At 32.5% G+C, this 19675-nt stretch carries 15 protein-coding genes; 5 read left to right on the top strand and 10 right to left on the bottom strand.

The features are described 5' to 3' along the window. Window positions 1-4: 4 nt before the first annotated feature. Window positions 5-1948, bottom strand: coding sequence for a peptidylprolyl isomerase (locus DUZ96_RS04645; RefSeq protein ID WP_114300794.1), 1944 nt, complete (start codon window positions 1946-1948; stop codon window positions 5-7). Between the two features lie 269 nt (window positions 1949-2217). On the opposite strand from DUZ96_RS04645, the gene DUZ96_RS04650 reads away from it, so the two are divergent. Together DUZ96_RS04650 and DUZ96_RS04655 are read left to right on the top strand one after the other, a co-directional pair. Beyond that, window positions 2218-2679, top strand: a complete 462-nt coding sequence (locus DUZ96_RS04650; RefSeq protein WP_114300795.1) for an SRPBCC family protein — start codon at window positions 2218-2220, stop codon at window positions 2677-2679. After that, the gene (locus tag DUZ96_RS04655; protein ID WP_114300796.1) at window positions 2666-2902 is read left to right on the top strand and encodes a hypothetical protein; all 237 of its coding nucleotides are present in this window, start codon (window positions 2666-2668) and stop codon (window positions 2900-2902) included. Before DUZ96_RS04650 ends, DUZ96_RS04655 begins: the two co-directional genes overlap by 14 nt. Here DUZ96_RS04655 and DUZ96_RS04660 read toward each other — a convergent pair. The 4 genes from DUZ96_RS04660 to guaB all read right to left on the bottom strand — a co-directional run bounded on the left by DUZ96_RS04660 (window position 2899) and on the right by guaB (window position 7755). Beyond that, window positions 2899-4038: a lycopene cyclase family protein gene (locus tag DUZ96_RS04660; RefSeq protein ID WP_114300797.1), complete on the bottom strand. Its 1140-nt coding sequence runs from the start codon at window positions 4036-4038 to the stop codon at window positions 2899-2901. The genes DUZ96_RS04655 and DUZ96_RS04660 overlap by 4 nt on opposite strands. Next, on the bottom strand, window positions 4039-4674 hold the full coding sequence (locus DUZ96_RS04665; RefSeq protein ID WP_114300798.1) for a carotenoid biosynthesis protein: 636 nt from the start codon (window positions 4672-4674) through the stop codon (window positions 4039-4041). Further along, the gene (gene crtD, locus DUZ96_RS04670) at window positions 4675-6150 is read right to left on the bottom strand and encodes a 1-hydroxycarotenoid 3,4-desaturase CrtD (protein WP_114300799.1); all 1476 of its coding nucleotides are present in this window, start codon (window positions 6148-6150) and stop codon (window positions 4675-4677) included. A gap of 132 nt (window positions 6151-6282) precedes the next feature. Then, on the bottom strand, window positions 6283-7755 hold the full coding sequence (gene guaB, locus DUZ96_RS04675; protein WP_114300800.1) for an IMP dehydrogenase: 1473 nt from the start codon (window positions 7753-7755) through the stop codon (window positions 6283-6285). Window positions 7756-7984: 229 nt separating this feature from the next. Between guaB and DUZ96_RS04680 the strand changes: the two genes are divergently transcribed. Further along, window positions 7985-10216, top strand: coding sequence for a TonB-dependent receptor domain-containing protein (locus DUZ96_RS04680; protein ID WP_114300801.1), 2232 nt, complete (start codon window positions 7985-7987; stop codon window positions 10214-10216). A gap of 62 nt (window positions 10217-10278) precedes the next feature. Here the strand turns inward: DUZ96_RS04680 and DUZ96_RS04685 are convergent, their stop codons facing one another. Together DUZ96_RS04685 and DUZ96_RS04690 are read right to left on the bottom strand one after the other, a co-directional pair. Beyond that, window positions 10279-11142, bottom strand: a complete 864-nt coding sequence (locus DUZ96_RS04685) for a hydroxymethylglutaryl-CoA lyase (protein WP_114300802.1) — start codon at window positions 11140-11142, stop codon at window positions 10279-10281. A gap of 43 nt (window positions 11143-11185) precedes the next feature. Next, window positions 11186-11803 carry a LysE family translocator gene (locus tag DUZ96_RS04690; RefSeq protein ID WP_114300803.1) on the bottom strand — a complete coding sequence of 206 codons (618 nt, stop codon included), beginning with the start codon at window positions 11801-11803 and terminating at the stop codon, window positions 11186-11188. Between the two features lie 196 nt (window positions 11804-11999). Between DUZ96_RS04690 and DUZ96_RS04695 the strand changes: the two genes are divergently transcribed. After that, window positions 12000-13739 (top strand): T9SS type A sorting domain-containing protein, encoded by a 1740-nt coding sequence (locus DUZ96_RS04695; RefSeq protein WP_114300804.1) that lies wholly within the window; start codon window positions 12000-12002, stop codon window positions 13737-13739. Window positions 13740-13768: 29 nt separating this feature from the next. Here the strand turns inward: DUZ96_RS04695 and DUZ96_RS04700 are convergent, their stop codons facing one another. After that, on the bottom strand, window positions 13769-14791 hold the full coding sequence (locus DUZ96_RS04700; protein ID WP_114300805.1) for a quinone-dependent dihydroorotate dehydrogenase: 1023 nt from the start codon (window positions 14789-14791) through the stop codon (window positions 13769-13771). A 148-nt stretch (window positions 14792-14939) separates the two neighbouring features. Between DUZ96_RS04700 and DUZ96_RS04705 the strand changes: the two genes are divergently transcribed. Then, entirely contained in the window at window positions 14940-15770 is an 831-nt protein-coding gene (locus tag DUZ96_RS04705; RefSeq protein WP_114300806.1) for a universal stress protein, read from the top strand. A gap of 104 nt (window positions 15771-15874) precedes the next feature. Here the strand turns inward: DUZ96_RS04705 and DUZ96_RS04710 are convergent, their stop codons facing one another. Both DUZ96_RS04710 and DUZ96_RS04715 read right to left on the bottom strand, forming a co-directional pair. Beyond that, entirely contained in the window at window positions 15875-16546 is a 672-nt protein-coding gene (locus DUZ96_RS04710; protein ID WP_114300807.1) for a potassium channel family protein, read from the bottom strand. A gap of 6 nt (window positions 16547-16552) precedes the next feature. Continuing rightward, a complete protein-coding gene (locus DUZ96_RS04715; protein WP_114300808.1) occupies window positions 16553-19666 on the bottom strand; it encodes an efflux RND transporter permease subunit in 3114 nt (1037 codons plus the stop codon). Window positions 19667-19675 lie beyond the last annotated feature (9 nt).

Raw genomic sequence — 19675 nt, forward strand, 5'->3', positions numbered from 1 at the left:
ATATTTAATTATTAATAAGCTGTTTTACAGCATTTAATGCGTCTTTATTTACTTCAATGCTGAAACGATCATAAAGTGACTTAACCCAATTGGTTTCAATTTCATTTTGGTAATCATTAATCACCATTCCCTTTGCTTCTTTTAAAGTTTTTGTACCTGCTGGTAAAATCTCATTTACATTTATAACATGAAATGCCTCATTATGGTTATAAACTCCAGAAACTCCTTTCTTAGCATTAAAATCTGAAGGAAGACGTTTGTCATTTGTATTGTAAACTCCTTTTGTAAATATGACATTTTGTTCTTTATCGTTATTAAGAGCATTTTCAATTTCTTCTTGAGATTTTCCGCGCTTAATTAATTTAAAAAATTTAGTAGCAATATCTAAATCAGCAGAGGAAGCCATTACAAAATCAACACGCTCTTGCCATTGGTATTTAGTCTTGTTTCTTTCATAATAGTTTTCTAACCCAACCGTATCCTTTGCCGCTTTGTTCCATATTTCTTTTTCCATTAAATCGAAAAGTAGAAGCCCATCCCTGTACTCTTTTACAATATTTGCAAATTCTTGATTCTCCATTTCAAGATTATCTTCTCTATACTTAAGAATAGATGACTCAAAAAACGATTCGTATTCCTTTTCTACTACTTCAGAAGCAGGTCTAGCTTTATTGGCATAGGTACGCTGTACAGCCATCATATGGCGGCCAAATTCATTATAGGTAAAATCCCTTTGATTAATGGAGAAAATAATCTCATCCTTTTCAAATGAATCTGGTAATCTCCATGAACGAGAGAAATAATCATCCGTAATGAGTGATTCAAAATAAGATTTGGCTTCTTCATTAGATCCAATATTATATCTCCCTTTTAACTCCTCCACCATGGCTTGGTTAATCAATTTAGAGCGAGAGTCTCTCTTAACCCTTGCCTCCAGAGTAGGTTTTAATTTATCATAAGAGTTTATTGGCTTTAAAGAAATTCGTTTTACAATATGCCATCCATAGTCCGTTAAGAAAGGTTCGCTAAATTCTCCATCATTTAGTAACCCAAATGCCTCGTCTTCAAACTTAACCGAACTTAATTGTCCGCTTTTAAATGGTGATAGCGTTCCTCCGTTCTTTGCAGAACTCTTATCATCAGAGAATTGTTTTGCTAAAGCATCAAAACTCTCTCCTTGTGAGAGTTTCTTATAAATCTCATTAATACGTTCTTCTGGCACTAATAATGAGTCCTTTTGATTAAGCCCAACCATTATATGCGCTGCGGTAATCGTGCCTCTGGAAGGTCTTTTATCATTCACCTTAACTACATGATAGCCAAATTGCGTTCTAAAAGGCTCTGACACTTCACCAACAGGTGTATTATAAGCTACTGATTCAAAATCGTAAACCATTTTAAACGCTGAGAAATAACCTAAGTCTTCAACGAAAATTGTTATACCATCATGAGCATCAGCTTTTACTTTGTCAAATCCTTCGTTCAATACACGTTTGCGTAAGGAAGAAATTTTATCATAAACGCTTGTTGTATCCTTTACTGATTCGTCTAAGCGAACCAATACATGAGATGCATTAATATCAAATGAATTACGTCCATATGCCTCTTTTACCAAATCCTCAGTGACCTTGTTTTCTGAAAGGTAATTTTTAGTAAGCTGTTTTTTATAACTTAAAAATTCTCTTTGATATTTAGGATCTTCATCCAATTTCAATCGCTTTGCTTCCTTTAGCTTTAATTGATATTCGGTAAAAAGTTTTAGATAACTATCTAAATCCTTTTGACTTTCGTTCTTAACAAGATCCAAATTTTTATTGTACACCCTCAAAAATTCAGAAACCATAATAGTTTCTCCATCTACAGTTAGTAAAACTGCATCCTGATCTTGCGCATTTGTTAATTGAACTACTAATAGAAATAAGAGTAAAAATTTAAACTTAGTTGTCATAGATTTTTTCTTTTAAAATCAATTACTTTTTATCATCATGAAGATGAGCAAAAATAATATAATTAGTGCATTTTACAAGTTATTGTTAAGCTATAAATAACCTTAAATCTAACGCACTGAATGAAATACTATTATTTAATATTTCTTCTAAGAAAATCTTAATTATTATTAACACTTGAATTTAATCTTTTACTTATAACAGGACAACGACTTTTAATACCATATCAAACACTTTTTTATACATTTGACTTGGTTAATGTTCTATTTTTATGAAATACACAACTGAAATTATAATTCATAAATCCTTAGCTGAGGTTATTCACAAAATGAACTCTACAGAAAATATGTTGCATTGGCAAGAAGGCCTAGTGAGTACTGAGCACTTATCTGGTACACCAGGTGAATTTGGTGCTAAAATGAAATTGAATTATGATTTTGGCAATAGAAAAATGGCACTAATAGAAACGATTACTAAAAGTAATTTTCCTAACGAATTCCATGCGACTTATAACACAGAGGGCATTTGTAATATTCAACAAAACTTTTTTGAGAGTATTACTGAAGGAGAGACAAAATGGATTTCTAAAAACGAATTTCAGCCTACAACCTTTGCAATGCATGCAATGTTGTTATTTATGCCTAGAGCATTTAAAAAACAGACCAAAAAATTTATGAATAATTTTAAATATTTTGTTGAAAAAGGCAAATCTGTTGGAAATGCGAAAACTTAAGTTGATTTGGGATTTTAGAGGTCCTACTAACAAACATACCGCAGAACATCATTTAATTCACCTTAAAGAGTATATCAATTTGAATAAATTAGATATTGAAAAAACAGGTATTGAAACCTTAAATGAAATGCACAGTTTGGTATATTTGGTTGTCGAAGAATCTAAAATGCAGTCAATTAGAGATACATTAAAACCGCATAGAGGTCAAATCTTCCCTTCTTAAAAGATTCTCCTTAATAAGGCAATAGTGAATTTTTTGGGTGGCACAGAAGAAATAATTTTTAAGTCGTCTAAAATGTTGGTCTCTTCATCTAAAAATCTCAAAATAGTTTTGGTTTTTGCTTTTTTAAATAATGAAGCAAACAATTTTGAACCCTCACCATTATTTTTTGCTAAAACATCTAAAAACAGTACGTCATAAAACCAAAATTTTGAACTTTTATGAAACTTGGACAAATCATCATTCTGTTTCAAATATTGAACTAAAGACCTTGTTTTTTTAGTCGTATTTTTGAATGTATAGCCGGTACTTGCCTTAGTCCAACCACCAGCGGTACCAATATTCAAAATATTCTTTGAGTTTAATTTTGAGAATTTATATGATGTCATTGGAATTGATCCCTTTTCCTTTTCTATAATCTCGTATTCTTTTATTCCTTTATTTTCTAAGTATTTTTTTATTGATTCTTCATATTCATTTAATGGCAAAAGTGTTTCTGAGAATAGGGTATATTCAAACAGTGCAATATTTTTCTCAATAGGTAATACATACATAAATCGAGTATTGCCTTTTTGAGCAACAGTAAAATCCATAAAAGTTGCTACAGAATCATCAAACTCATTTGACTCTGTTTTAATAAACCAACCTACAAAATGCTGCTGTAGAACCGGATACCTATCTTGTACTTTATACAAATCTGAATCTGGTATACTGTTAAAGACTTTGGCGCCTGAATATGACCTGTCCATTGTTTTGACCCGTACAACATTACTATGTTCCTCAACTTCAATAACGTTATCTTTAACAAATGATATATTTGACTTTAGTTTAATCTTTTCCCATAAAAACTCATAGAATTTTTCACTTCTAATCATTTTATAATTATAGTCATCTAAATTGACGGTTTTCGAGAATTCTTTACTACCAAACAAAATATTTGGCCAACTTTTTCGAATCAAATTGTCCCATTCTCCTTCATCTTTCTCCCAATAACACCACGTTCTATCATTGCCTTTATTATCTTGCTTATCAATGATTAAGATAGACTTATCGTCAAAAAAAGTATCTTGAGACAAACGATATGCAAGCATTAATCCAGATGCACCTGCTCCTAATATTATGAAATCTTGATTAGTCATTTAAAAGAATAAAAACATTGTAAAAAATACAACAATAGAAATGAATACATGTATTGAGATTATTTTGCTAGTATTCACTTTAAAATACTGATAACCTAAGTGTGCAACAAATGCTGTACATAACCAGCCAAAATAATTTTGTAATGGTACATGACCATTTTCAAATTCCCAGTAATCAAAACGTGGTGCTGAAACTTCAATTACAAGATCTAATCCTGTCATTAATAACGCACCAATTAAAGAGGTTGCTATAATATTCTTAAAAAATAATCTAGCAATATCTGCCGTAGACATAGTTAGCAAAGCCCAGTTAACACAAATAATAATTGGTACTCCAATAAACTTCTGACCAAGATTTTCACCATAACTGTAATTTCCAAATATTAACCCATAATTAACACCTAGAGCCTCCACAATAAACCCTAATGAAAATGGAATTGCAACAGCAATAACTATATGCCATTTAAAATTATCAATATTTACCAAAATGATTATGAACGTCAATAGCAAATTGATAGGTGACATACTCAAAAACCAATCTGAATAATCAGGAGATAAAATCCCGGTCATTCCAGATATTGAAAACAGCCATATAATGAAAATAGAAAAGTATTTAATAAATTTTTTATCAACCATTTAGTTAGTTTTTTGAATTAAATCTGAAACAATTCTACCGGATAGCAGGCATAAGGGTATACCTCCACCAGGATGTACACTTCCACCACAGAAATACAAATTCTTAATGGATCTTTTGAAATTCGGGTGTCTCAAAAAGGAGGCAAACTTACTATTACTTGCAGCACCGTATAACGCACCTTGATAACTCTGAGTGTTAGATTCAATTTTTCTTGGATCTAATATGCTTTCAAATTCAATAAGTTCTTTGACACGTACTTTTAGCAACCTACTAATTTTGGAGATGATATTAGTTCGAGATTTTTCTATAATTTCATCCCAATTTTGCCCTGTATTACTAGGGACATTTATCATAACAAACCAATTTTCACATCCTTTAGGTGCATCACTTTTTTCTTCCTTGGAGGTTACATTAATATAGACGGTCGGATCGTCATAAACATCTTTTTTATTGAAGATAAAATCAAACTCAGATTTGTAATCCTCTGAAAAGAATATATTATGAAGGTCTAATTCTGGAAATTCCTTCTTAATTCCCCAATAAAAAATTAGAGCAGAACTGCTTCGAGGCTGATTCAATATTTTCTCAGGTGCCTTATGTTTTTTAAGTAATTGTCTATATGTTGGTACAACATCAGAATTAGAAACGACAATATCAGCTTTAATAATTTCATTGTCAATTCTAATGCCTTTAGCGCTTCTTTTTTCAGTAATTATTTCATCTACTTTTTTGTTAAAATGAAATTTAACCCCAATATCATTGGCAAGTTGATATAAACTTTGTGTTATAGAATGCATACCACCCTTTGGGAAAAAAATACCGAAATATTGTTCTAAATGAGGAATCATAGACATAATCCCAGGAGTTTTGTAGGGAGAAGATCCATTATATGTTGCAAATCTATTGAAGAATTTTACTAACCGGTCATCTTCAAAAACCTTCGAGTTATATGCATTGAGACTCACATTAATATCGAGGGCATTTACCTTTATTATTGCTTTTAAAGTTTCTGTACTAAGGTATGTTGTGAATTTATGTAATGATTTTTCAAGAAAAAGAGTTGATGTTAAATCGTACTTGCGCTTACTTCTTTTTAAATATTCAACTATTGCTTCACTATCTACATTGAAGGTTTTTGATGCCTCTTCTGCAAATTTATTAATATCTGCAAGTGCTGAAAATGTTGTCTCATCTTCGAAAAAATAATTACAAACTACAGATTTTCTTTCGTACTGAAAGTAATTTTCAATTGGCTTATTGGCTACCTTAAACAACTCATCAATAAACTGAGGCATTGTAAATAATGAAGGTCCCATATCAAATCGGTAACCCTCAGCACTGAAGGCTGTTAATTTACCACCTGGATATTCATTTGCTTCATAGACTGATACAAGATGGCCTTTAGATCGCAAGCGAATTGCTGATGCTAATCCAGCAACACCCGCTCCAATAATTACAATTTTCTTTTTTTTCATAGGTTTTTGCAAAGATAAGTGCTAGGCTATTTTGCTAATATAGTTATTAACATAATTATAAGGGAATATAATTTAAACCATAAAAAAAACAGCATCAACGTGATGCTGTTATATGTCTAAATTATGTATTTACTATCTAGAATAATTTGGTGCTTCTTTGGTAATAGTCACATCATGTGGATGACTCTCATTTATACCACTAGCTGTAATTTTTACAAATCGACCAATTTCTTTTAATGTCTCAATATCTTTAGCACCGCAATAACCCATACCTGCTCTTAAACCACCAACAAATTGGTGTATACTTTCAAAGAGTTCACCTTTATAAGGTACACGACCAACAATTCCTTCTGGCACCAACTTTTTTATATCATCTTCTACGTCTTGAAAATAACGGTCTTTACTACCTTGCTTCATAGCTTCAACAGAACCCATTCCTCTATAAGACTTGAACTTACGCCCTTCGTAAATAATTGTTTCACCTGGACTTTCTTTTGTTCCAGCCAATAATGATCCTAACATCACTGTATCAGCACCAGCAGCAATGGCTTTAGGTATATCACCAGTATATCTAATTCCACCATCAGCAATAACAGGTACACCAGAGCCTTTTATGGCATGTGCTACTTCAAGAACAGCTGAGAATTGCGGAAATCCTACACCTGCCACAACACGTGTGGTACAGATAGAACCAGGTCCAATACCAACTTTAACAGCATCAGCTCCAGCTTCAACCAAATATTTTGCGGCGTCACCTGTAGCAATATTTCCAACAATCACTTCTAGTCTCGGAAATTTCTTTTTTATTTCTTTTAAAACTAGAACAACACCTTTGGTATGTCCATGGGCCGTGTCAATAACAACAGCATCAACACCAGCTTTAACCAATGCTTCGGCTCTTTCAACAGCATCACCAGTAACACCTATTGCAGCTGCAACACGCAATCTACCATAGGTGTCTTTATTTGCAATTGGTTTCTGGGTGACTTTAGTTATATCTCTAAATGTAATTAATCCACCCAATTTATAATTGCCGTCAACAATGAGTAGTTTTTCTATTTTATTAGCTTGCAAAATGGCTTCAGCATCTTTTAAAGAAGTACCAACTGGTGCCGTAACGAGATTTTCACCAGTCATAACGTCAACAATTGGTTTATCATTCTTATGTTCGAAACGCAAATCTCTGTTCGTTACAATTCCTCTTAGTGTTCCATTTTTATCAACAATTGGAATACCACCAATACTATGCTCACGCATTGCATTTTTTGCATCTATTACTTTTGCAGTCATAGGTAATGTAACAGGATCTATTATCATCCCACTTTCAGCACGTTTTACACGTCTTACCTTAGCTGATTGATCTGCAATGGTCATGTTTTTATGTAATACACCTATACCTCCTTCTTGAGCCATAGCAATTGCCATCTTGCTCTCAGTAACAGTATCCATGGCTGCTGAAACAACAGGAATATTGATAGTGATATTCCGTGTGAATTTTGACTGAATATTAACTTCGCGAGGTAGTACTTGAGAAAAAGCTGGGACTAAAAGTACGTCGTCATAGGTAAGACCTTCACCTAAGATTTTGTTTTCGTGTGCTGTCATGTTGCAATTAAAGTATAATTGCGTGCAAATATAAGTGTTTTTTAGGTTACTTAATGTCAACTAAAGGTTAAATGAATATACACTCACATTAAATGCATCATTTTAATTATCTGTAAATCAGTTATTAGTAAATTTTATTTTTATTTATTCTAAATAAACTTTGATAAAACGAAATTCAGTCTTAAATTTGCACTCTGAACATATTCTTATTTTTAATCAGTCTAAATAAATGAAAGTAAAATTAGCCCTGTCGCTGCTTGGTTTAGTATCAATAATAAAACTAGAAGCTCAAGAAAATCAAACAAAATCACAACTAGATTCAATTCAAAAACTTGATGAAGTTATATTGAATGCAAATACCATTTTTGGGAACAAGTACATTGCTCGACACAGAACCGGTTCTGCTTACTACATATCTCCCGAAGAACTCAAAAAATTCAATTATACAGATATTAATAGAGTATTAAGAAGTATTCCTGGTGTCACTTTTTATGAAGAAGATGGTTTTGGCTTAAGACCAAACATAAGTTTAAGAGGTACGTCACCAGAAAGAAGTGCAAAAATTTCTGTAATGGAAGATGGTGTTTTAATTGCTCCTGCACCATACAGTGCACCTTCAGCATATTATTTCCCGTCAGTTGCTAGAATGCAAGCTGTAGAGATTCTTAAGGGTAGTAGTCAAGTGCAATACGGCCCATTTACAACAGGAGGTGCCATAAATATGATCTCCACTCAAATTCCAAATTCCTTTAACGGTCAAATAAGAGCAAATTACGGGAGTTTCAACACAAGCCAATTACATGCTCGCGTTGGGGATAGTAAACCTTCTATTGGTTATATGGTTGAGTATCTTAACTACAATTCTGACGGATTTAAAAACTTAACTGATGGCAGTAATACTGGCTTTGACATAAATGAGGTTGTAGCAAAATTTAGGGTAAATTCTAAAGCAGAAGCTAATATAAAACAAGCATTGGAAGTAAAATTTCAATACTCTGACGAGGTCTCTAACGAAACTTATTTAGGTCTTACCGAATCAGATTTTGCCGATAACGCATATAACAGATATGCCTCATCGCAAGAGGATCAAATGAATGCAGAGCATATACAGCTTATGCTCACACACACATTAAACTTTACAAAGAACTTTAGAATAACCACAAATGGATATTATAACAAATTCAACAGAAACTGGTATAAGCTAGATGATGTTGTATTTAATGGCGATAAACAAAAGATTGCTAATGTGATATCAGACCCTATGGAATTCTCAAATCATATGGATATTTTGAGAGGAAACATAAATTCAGATAATGATGCACTCTTGGTTAAAGCAAATAATAGAGCTTATTATTCTAAAGGCATCCAAACAAAATTGGATTATCACTGGTACGGGGAAAATACCTTTCATGATATTGAAATAGGTTTAAGATATCATTATGATGAAGAAGATCGTTTTCAATGGGAAGATGGTTACAACATAGTCAATGGTAATATGTCTTTAACCTCTCTTGGTGAAAGAGGAGTACAAGGTAACAGAATTAGTAGTGCTAATGCCTTCGCTAGCTTTATTATGTATAAGCTCAAATTCAATGATTTTACTCTTACTCCTGGCCTGAGATATGAAAATATAATACTTCAACGTGATGACTTTGGCAGTGATGACCAATTTAGAACTGGAATAGAGCTTTCTTCTAGAGAAAACAAAATAGATATTTTTATTCCGGGTATTGGTTTCAATTATGCTTTTACAAATGAATTATCATTGTTTGGTGGTGTACATAAAGGATTTTCACCACCAAGTAATCAACCTGGTCAAAAATCTGAAGAAAGTATAAACTATGAATTAGGATCTAGATTTATGTTTGGAGAGTTACGCGGTGAATTAATTGGTTTCTTTAATGATTATAGCAATTTATTAGGGAGTGATTTGGCAGCTACTGGTGGTACTGGTTCATTAGAACAGTTTAATGCTGGAGAAGTTGCTGTTAGTGGTATAGAACTACTGTTGAATTACAATTTTTTAACCGATAATGATACTTTCAATCTTCCTATAACATTTGGCTATACTTTCACAAATACTGAGTTCTTAAATAGTTTTGATAGTAATAATGATATTTGGGGTGAAGTAAATCAAGGAGATCAATTGCCCTACATACCAGAGCATCAATTTAATGTAATGATTTCATTAGAACACTCAAAATATGAATTGAATTTGAGTGGCCGATATAATGGTGAATTTAGAACGCTTGCAGGCACTGGAGATATTCCAATCGACCAATTAGTTGCATCAAATTTCATTATAGATTTTTCAGCAAAATATCATTTCACAAATAAACTAAGTCTAACAGGAAACATTATAAATATGTTAGATGAAACATACGCTGTTTCTAGAGTACCTGCAGGATTAAGACCTGGTCATCCTTTTGGAGCAAATCTAGGATTAGAGTTTAGTTTTTAAAAAATATAAATTGGTTAATTGGCGAAAGGCGTTACTTGACAAAATAAGTAGCGCTTTTCTATTTAATGATAATTAGCAAATATCTTTGTTGCTTCATTATATGCACTTTCAAAGCTCATGGCATTAAGATTGTGTGCTTTTTTTTGAGTGAAATAAGAAAGCATTTTTTCAGTTGGCATATTTCCCGTTAATTCATCCTTTGCCATTGGACATCCTCCAAAACCTTGAATAGCCCCATCAAAGCGTTTACAACCAGACTTATAAGCCGCATCAATCTTTTCAAACCATGTTGAAGGTGTTGTGTGTAAATGGGCACCGAATTCTATATCAGGATAACTTGGTATTAAATTTGAAAACAAGTAAGTGATATTCTCCTCATCCGAGCTACCAATTGTATCACTCAATGATAGAATCTTTACACCCATTTTCGAAAGGCGTTCGGTCCACTCACCCACGATATCAACATTCCATGGATCTCCATATGGATTACCAAATCCCATTGATATATATACCACAACTTCTTTATTGGATTTATCAGCAATCTCCAAGATTTCATTCAATGTAACCACAGATTGTGCAATGGTCTTATGAGTATTACGCATTTGAAAATTTTCAGAAATCGAAAACGGAAATCCCAAATAATCAATTTCAGAAAATTTTGAAGCATCATTTGCTCCACGCGTATTGGCTATAATCGCCAACAATTTACTCTTAGTTTTACTGAGATCTAACTGCGATAATACTTGTGCAGTATCTACCATCTGAGGTATTGCTTTAGGAGAAACAAAACTCCCGAAATCTATCGTATCAAAACCAACACGTAATAATGACTGAATATACTGTACCTTTTTCTCAGTGGGTATAAAATCCTTAATGCCTTGCATAGCATCTCTGGGACATTCAATGAGTTTAACGTGCTTATTCATTGGCCAAATATAAGGTTTAGACATTCCAATTCATAACTATAACTTATATAAGAATGAATATGGCAATTCCAACAAAAACAACAATTTGAAGCCATTTAAAAACCTTACCTGAGTTCTTATGACTCAATGTGTAAGTCTTAATTTCACTAGCTAATAATGCAATAGTAGAAAAAATAACAAAGGATACTAACATGAAGATTCCGCCAAGTATATAAAACTGAATCACGGTACTCAAGGAATCACTGAATAGAAAACCAGGAAAGAATGCTAGAAAAAATATGGTAACCTTTGGATTAAGCACATTCATAAAAAAACCTTGTACAAAAAGAGCCTTTAAACTTTTCTTAGGCGCTCCATTAGCTTCAAGATCCACCTCTGAATCTGATTTATAAACCATAAAAGCTAAATACAATAGATAAATAACTCCAAAAATTTTTATTGCTAAGAAAATATTTTCATTTGCCTTAATAATAGCAGATACACCAAAGGCCAATAAGGTTGTGTGTATTATACATCCAGTAATTAAACCACAAACGGTTGCCAAACCATATGACTTGCCATTAGAGATACTCTGTACCAGCACATAAATATTATCTGGACCTGGAGAGATTGCCAGAGCAGATGTGGCTAGTGCAAAAGAAAAAAGTACTTCTATATTCAAAACAAAACTTTGCTCTAAAATACATTAAATGAAAATATTTTTAATTAACCATAATATTTAATAAGAGAAGATTAAATCAAGTCAGAGTTTTTAATTAGATAAACAGTTAAAGAATTAAGCCAATTATCGAATTTAAATGGATAATTGTCCGTAATTTCTTATTTTAGGTCGCTTTGAAAATTAAAAACCAAACCAAATGAACCAAAAATTCTTTCGCCAATTCACCTTATTTTTCGTGCTTTTTTTTATTGGAATCTCATCTAGTTATTCTCAAAATGATGAATGTGGATTTGAATTCACAGAAGAAAATCAAAACTATTATAATTCCATAAAGGAGCAAATTAAACAATTAGAAACTGAGTTTCTACAAAACCAATTTACTGGTAGAAGTTCTACAGTTGTAAGTTCTGTTCCTGTTAAGGCACATATTATTAGACAATCTGATGGGACTGGAGGTTTAACTGATATGGAATTAAATGATGCAATGGCTACCATGAATTCAATTTATATAAATGCAGGGATAGAGTTCTTTTTATGTGATGGAATAAATTATATCAATAGTGATGATTATTATACTTATGAACAAGCTGAAGAGTCGTTAATGACCTCAGTTCATAACGTCAACGGTGTGATAAATATATATTTTACAAACTCAATAACAAGCAGTTCTGGAGGTAGTCTTTGTGGCTATGCTTATTTCCCAGGTGGTCCAGAGACTATTTTAATGGCAAATAGTTGTACGACCAATGGTAGTACTTTATCTCATGAAATGGGACATTTCTTTGCATTATCGCATACCCACGGAAATAGCAATGTCTTTAACTCTACTCAAGAGCTCGTAAATGGTTCTAATTGCGAAAGTACTGGTGACTTCATATGTGATACTCCTGCCGATCCAAAATTGGGAGTGAACAATGTTAATGTAGATTGCAATTATACTGATACTACTAGTCAAGATGCTAATGGAGAGATTTATCAGCCAGATCCATTAAACTTTATGTCTTATTCTCGTAAAAGATGTAGATCATTATTTTCACCGCAACAATATGCCAGAATTAACGCTATTTATCAAGTTTCTAGAGAAAGTATGGCATGCCCAAGTTTTAGTACTGATTTTATTGCTGATGAAACCGAAACTTGTGGAACAGACCTCACAGTTAGTTTTACTGATAATAGCGTTGGAGCTACGTCTTGGTCGTGGGATGTAGATGGTGATGACATTGTAGATTATAACACCCAAAATGTAACACATACTTATAATGGTGTTGGCTCTTATGATGTAGCATTAACAGTATCAAACGGTTCAAACAATATAAGTAAAGTTAAAGCACAATACATCAATGTTGGAGCCCAAGAAATTAGTACAACGACTATTGAGTTGAGCCTAACACTGGACGATTGGCCAGCTGAAACATCATGGAACTTTTTAGATGGAGACGGAAATGTATTGTATTCTGGAGGACCTTACGTCGAAGGCGTTGATGATTTTACAACAAAAACGGAAATGTTTACAATCAACCCTGATTTATGCTACAAGTTTGAAATAAATGATAGCTATGGAGATGGAATTTGCTGTGCTTCAGGGAATGGAAATTATGAATTAAGGTCTGATGATAATACCTTATTGGCAAGTGGTGGTAATTTTAGCAGCGGTACTACAAATAGTTTCTTTAATGGTGTACTTAGCGTCAATAAATTTAGTAATGAGGAGATTAACCTGTACCCAAATCCAGCTTCAAATTCCTTCACTGTAAAATCGAGAATACGTCCTGATAATTATGAAATCTTTAATGCACTTGGTCAGAAAATAAAAACTTTAAAAGTAAATTCAAATCAAGATTTAAACATAAATGTTGAAAATTTAAAGGAAGGTATTTACTTTATCAAACTTACAAGAGACAATTCTAGTCAGGTCTTATCATTTATTAAAGATTAACAGACTATTTGAAATATAAAAAGGCGCATTTACTGCGCCTTTTTTATTATTGCTTTGTTAATATCCTTAATAAGTTTTGGTCCTTCATAAACGAACCCAGTGTATAGTTGAACCAGATCTGCACCGGCATCAAGTTTATCTAAAGCATCGTTCGCAGAATAAATACCTCCTACTCCAATAATAGGGAATGATTTATTACTTTTTTTAGCTAAAAATCTGATTACTTCAGTAGATCGTTTTGTTAAGGGTTTACCACTCAATCCTCCAGTTTCTGATTTATTCGCACATGTAAGCCCTTCACGTGAGATTGTGGTATTGGTTGCAATTACACCATCTATCTTAGTAGTTTTAACAATATCAATGATGTCCATTAATTGTTCATCCGTTAGATCTGGAGCAATTTTTAGAAGTATTGGTTTAGATTTCGTCTTGCCAAAATTTAAGACCTGCAAAGCTTTTAAAAGGTTTGTTAAGGGTTCCTTATCTTGCAACGCCCTTAGATTTGGCGTATTTGGTGAGCTTACGTTAACAACAAAATAATCTACATAATTAAACAAAGCCTCAAAGCAAATCTCATAATCTTTAATTGCAATTTCGTTAGGCGTAATCTTGTTCTTGCCAATATTACCTCCAATTAATACACCCTTGTTCTTTTTAAGCCTTATCACTGCCTCTTCTACACCACCATTATTAAAACCCATTCTATTTATAATTGCTGAGTCAGACTTTAATCTGAATAAACGCTTTTTTGGATTTCCAGGTTGTGGTCTAGGTGTTAGAGTACCTATTTCAATAAATCCAAAACCAAAATTTGATAATTCATTAAACAATTTAGCGTCCTTATCAAAACCTGCTGCTAATCCAACAGGGTTTTTAAATTTGAGCCCAAACAATTCACGCTCCAATATTGGGTTTTCAATCTGATATAAGCTTCTAAACAAACTTTTGACACCTGGTATTTTTGATAAATTCCGAATTAGTGAAAATGTAAAATAATGTACTTTTTCTGGATCGAATAAAAATAAAACAGGTCTAATTATAGTTTTATACATGTAGTGCTAATTTGCTGTACAAAAATAACATTCTTATTAGTTTTTATTGACTCAAGAACATATTAATTAAATCAGAATAAACTGTCATTTGTCATTAAATTATACCGTTGTAATTCTTAACTTTAACATATAACTAATAAACACAATCATGAAAAAAATTATTATTCCAGTCGATTTTTCTATCCATTCAGAATATGCCTTAGAAACAGGTGCTGCACTAGCGAAAAAACATAATGCAGAATTAATTATAATGCATATGCTAGAACTTTCTGAATCACTTATATCATCATCCAGTAATGCAAGAAATGAAGAAACTGCATTTATGCTAATGTTGGCCAATAAAAGGTTTGAAGAGTTTTTAGATAAGCCATATTTAGAAGGAGTCCATGTGACACCATTGATTAAACATCACAAAGTTTTAAAAGAAGTTTCAGATGTTGCCAATTATGAAAAGGCAGATTTAGTTGTAATAGGTTCTCGCGGACATAGTGAGCATGATGGTATTTTTACCGGTTCTAACACCGAAAAGGTAGTCCGTTATAGCGAGATTCCTGTTTTGGTAGTAAAATCTAAACCTGAATCGATAGAATTTAAAAATATAGTTATGGCTACCGATTTTATGGAAGAAAGTATTTCTGCTGTAGAAACTGGTCTTGAATTATTAAACCAACTATCAGAAAATGTAATTCTACTGCACGTTAATTTACCTAATTTAAGTTTTATGAGTTCTGATGAAATTGACGAAAGAGTATCTGAATTTATGAAACAATCTCAACTTGATGACAAAAAGTTTAATATTGATTTTATAGCCGATCATAATGTTGAAGATGGAGTATTAAGTTATGCTAGACGAATTAATGCTGATGCAGTTGCGATGATTACTCATGGCAGAAAGGGCTTAAGTCATTTCTTTGGCGGTAGTATCTCAGAAGATCTTGTAAATCACGCGAAACGACCAGTAGTAACCTTCAGGAAGTAATAAATTAAAAGCCTTGAATTTCAAGGCTTTTTTTAGTTATGGCTATTTAATTTTTTAATCGTATGAAAAATTTATAAATCTTCATAATTCTATATTTAAAAAAATCATTGTTTGTTAAAATCAGTGCTCGATTGGTTAATGTATTTACCAACAACAATTGCTGTCAATATTACTAAATAGAATTGTCCTATTAACCCAATAAACATAGAAGCTTTTTGAGCTAAATCTGTTATTGGCAAAATATCACCGTATCCTATTGTCATTAATGTTATATAAGCAAAGTACATTAATTGTTCAGATTTGCTAGGACTAATAGCAGAAGTTTCAATACCTGAAAACGAACCAGGGTTAAGAATTTCTATTGTTAAACATAAAAAAAAAGATAGTAGTCCTAAAGAAATATAACCGCTTATTAAACCCAGAATAACATTTTTACTAACAACTTGCGCCTTCCAGACTTGGCGCATTATTTCTAGCGTTACCAACGCATAAAAAATAAAATAAAGTCCTAGCCTGATATTATTTAAACTATTTTCTTCTTCTAAATATTCAAAAACAACAAAACCCAACGCTAATATCGCGAGAGCAAACAAGATTCTTGTTAAGTTTTTAGATTTTGAAACAAGTAACAAACCAAAACATAAATTTAGCAATAGTAATGTAGGTAAAATAAAATTTTCGAACCATACAGAGGGTATAAATAAAGATCCAAATAACACTGCAAGTTGAGTTATAAGAAATAATTCAAATCTGTATGGATAAAATTTATTAAGCATTACCTTTTAAGCTTCCAATATGGCGTCATCAAACTTATAATCCTTATAATTAACCTTGAATAAAATACTATAAAGAGATGGTATAAAAAGTAAAGTTATAACAGTACCAAACAATAATCCAATCATTATACTAACGGCCATTCCTTCCCACATTTCCCCTCCACTAAGATAAAGAGGAATAAGACCAAGTACAGTAGTAAATGTAGCCAGCAATATTGGTCTAAAACGTTGCAAGCATGCAGCTATAATTGCGTCTTGAATAGGACGTTTAATTTCAGTCTCTTCAATTTGAATACGGTCAATAAGTACGATGGCATTATTTATAACTATTCCTGCTAATGATATAACTCCCAGAAATGGCATAAAACCAAATGGTTCCTGAAAAATGAGCAAGCCAATTACAACTCCGATAATACCTAATGGTATTGTAGCAGCGACCATAATGGTTTTCCTTACTGAGTTAAACATAATTATCAAAAGAAGAATAATTATAAATCCTGATAATGGTAAATAATTAATAACGGCACCCATGTTCTCTGCCGTATTCTCTGCATCACCACCAAATTTATAAGTATATCCTTCAGGCCAATTATCAGATACTTCAATCATGTAAGGATCCATTTCTTTCATTATTGCAGAGGAGTTTCCTGTCGCGCTCAATTCACTACTAACATTTATAGTTCTATCAATATCTAATCGTTTGATCTTAGCATATTGCCATTGTGGTTCAATACTTGCTACCTGCAAAAGAGGAACACTTTTACCTGTATTTTGAGCGTAGATATTCAATGTTTCTATAGAAGCCAAAGTTTGTTGTTGACTTTCATTACTACGCATTAAAATTGGAATTGATTTATCATTCTCACGATATTCTCCAGTTTGAAAACCATCTAATACTGTTTGTAATGATGTTGCAACATCAGCACTTGTTACACCTGCCAACTGTGCTTTATTTTGATCTATATTAACAGCAAATTTCTTTGTCTTTGGACCCCAATCATCTTTAATATTTTTTGTACCTCTCACGGTACTTAATTTTTGCTTGGTCTGCTCCGCCAATTGTGCTAATACATCAGGATCATCTCCTGAAATTTTAATCTCAATTGGTGTACCACCACCACCAGAACCTAACAATCCTACTTTAATATCAGCATTTGGAAAATTATAATAACAGTAACTATTCAGTTTTTCAACCATTTCATTATTGTATGTGAAATCTGACGTATTTACCAAAATATGAGCATAACTAGGATCTGGTTCATCTGGTGAATAACCCAAATCATATGATTCTGGACCTTTACCAATATATGCGGACCAATCTGTGATACCATTAGATCTGGTTTCATTGACAACAAGGTCGGAAAGCATATAGCTTTCTATTTGTTTTATCACATCTTCAGTAGCTTCAATTCTATTTCCTTGTGGTAAATTTATGTCAATAGTTACCATATTTCGGTCACTATCCGGGAAAAATATAAATGGAATAAATCCAAATCCTTTTAAAGACAAGAAAAAGAGCAAGACTATTATTACTATTACTAAGCGTTTAAATGATAGTGCGAACAATATTAGATCCTTATAATAGAGCTTTAAATTATTGATTACTTTATCAATTAAACTATCCTTTTTTTCTGCTTTAGGTGTAATTTTTAAGAATAGAAAACAAAGTAGCGTAATTACCGTTAAGGCCAATATCCAAGAAGACAATAGAGCTAAAGATATAACTACGAAAATAGGGCCAACAATATCTCCCATGGTAGATTCTGCCATATAAAAGGCTAAAAATGCGGCTGAAGTCGTTAAAGTAGATATCAATAACGGAGTAAATAATTCTCCACAGGCATCAATTGCTGCAGTTTTTGCATCAACACCATTTTCCATTTTTACCATTATTGTTTCTGCAACAACAATGGCATTATCTACCATCATACCTAAGGCCATAATTAAAGCCGCTAGGGTTACCTGATTAAGTCCCATATCGATAACGCCCATAAGCATCAATGTCATGATGGTTACCATTGGGATAAGACTAGCAATTATACCACCTGTTCTTAACCCTAAGAATATAAGCATCACTACAAGAACAATTACGATAGCTTGTATTAAATTTACGATAAAAGCACCAATTTTCAAGTCAATATAGGAATCTAATGACGACAACCTTTTAAGTTCTAACCCTACAGGTAATATCCTTTCCCATTTCCCAACAATCTTATCTATATCTGCACCTAACTGAATGACATTTGCCCCTTCTTTAAGACTTATGTGCATGGATATTGCTTCCTGTCCATTAACCGTGACTAACTGACTTGGAGGATCAATATAATCTTGTCTAACACTCGTGATATCACCTAAATAAACTAATTGTGTGCCATCACCAACTGGAATTAAAGTTTCTTTGATATCCTCAATAGAATTAAAATTCCCTGTTGGTTCTAATATGATACGTTCATTACCTAAATTTATCTGCCCACCTGAACTCAAAATATTTGTAGAGCTAATAATATTTTGAAGTTTCGAGGCAGATAATCCGTACTCTTTTAATCTGTCGTTATCAAATTCAATAAAAATACGTTCGTCTTGTACTCCACCTAATTCAACCTTCGCTGCTAAATCTAATTTTATTAAATCATCCTTTATATCATCTACATATTCCTTTGCCTCTGCATATGTAAATCCATCAATAACAAGACCAACGGCTATACCAAATACCTCACCAATGCCATCATCATCAAGATTTGGATTTACACCAGATGGCAATCCTTTAATTTGAGATAATTTTCGCCTTAACCTATCCCAAACCGGTTGTAAGTCCTGTGGCTCAACTTGTTCTTTTAATTCAACTGAAACAACAGATAGACCAGATCTAGAAGTACTACTTACCTCTTTTAATTCTGGAAGTTCTTGTACTACTTTTTCTACCTTATCAGTTACTAATTGTTCCACACGTTCTGGACTAGAGCCAGGAAAGGAAGAAACTATTGTAGCAACTCTTACGGTATATGGTGGCATACTATCTCGTGGAAGAGATTTATACATTACAATACCTAAAAGAATAATTGTTGATAGTACAGTAAAAGTTATGCGATTTCTGTTTATTGAAAATGAAGCTAAATTCATTGATACTTA

It is taken from the genome of Winogradskyella sp. KYW1333 (assembly GCF_003335675.1).
In the GTDB taxonomy this organism is placed as follows: domain Bacteria; phylum Bacteroidota; class Bacteroidia; order Flavobacteriales; family Flavobacteriaceae; genus Winogradskyella.

What these genes read in the sequence shown, in the direction of transcription:
- DUZ96_RS04645 (WP_114300794.1), bottom strand. Translation starts at nt 1,948, where the DNA reads ATGACAACTAAGTTTAAATTTTTACTCTTATTTCTATTAGTAGTTCAA.
- DUZ96_RS04650 (WP_114300795.1), top strand. Translation starts at nt 2,218, where the DNA reads ATGAAATACACAACTGAAATTATAATTCATAAATCCTTAGCTGAGGTT.
- DUZ96_RS04655 (WP_114300796.1), top strand. Translation starts at nt 2,666, where the DNA reads ATGCGAAAACTTAAGTTGATTTGGGATTTTAGAGGTCCTACTAACAAA.
- DUZ96_RS04660 (WP_114300797.1), bottom strand. Translation starts at nt 4,038, where the DNA reads ATGACTAATCAAGATTTCATAATATTAGGAGCAGGTGCATCTGGATTA.
- DUZ96_RS04665 (WP_114300798.1), bottom strand. Translation starts at nt 4,674, where the DNA reads ATGGTTGATAAAAAATTTATTAAATACTTTTCTATTTTCATTATATGG.
- crtD (WP_114300799.1), bottom strand. Translation starts at nt 6,150, where the DNA reads ATGAAAAAAAAGAAAATTGTAATTATTGGAGCGGGTGTTGCTGGATTA.
- guaB (WP_114300800.1), bottom strand. Translation starts at nt 7,755, where the DNA reads ATGACAGCACACGAAAACAAAATCTTAGGTGAAGGTCTTACCTATGAC.
- DUZ96_RS04680 (WP_114300801.1), top strand. Translation starts at nt 7,985, where the DNA reads ATGAAAGTAAAATTAGCCCTGTCGCTGCTTGGTTTAGTATCAATAATA.
- DUZ96_RS04685 (WP_114300802.1), bottom strand. Translation starts at nt 11,142, where the DNA reads ATGAATAAGCACGTTAAACTCATTGAATGTCCCAGAGATGCTATGCAA.
- DUZ96_RS04695 (WP_114300804.1), top strand. Translation starts at nt 12,000, where the DNA reads ATGAACCAAAAATTCTTTCGCCAATTCACCTTATTTTTCGTGCTTTTT.
- DUZ96_RS04700 (WP_114300805.1), bottom strand. Translation starts at nt 14,791, where the DNA reads ATGTATAAAACTATAATTAGACCTGTTTTATTTTTATTCGATCCAGAA.
- DUZ96_RS04705 (WP_114300806.1), top strand. Translation starts at nt 14,940, where the DNA reads ATGAAAAAAATTATTATTCCAGTCGATTTTTCTATCCATTCAGAATAT.
- DUZ96_RS04710 (WP_114300807.1), bottom strand. Translation starts at nt 16,546, where the DNA reads ATGCTTAATAAATTTTATCCATACAGATTTGAATTATTTCTTATAACT.
- DUZ96_RS04715 (WP_114300808.1), bottom strand. Translation starts at nt 19,666, where the DNA reads ATGAATTTAGCTTCATTTTCAATAAACAGAAATCGCATAACTTTTACT.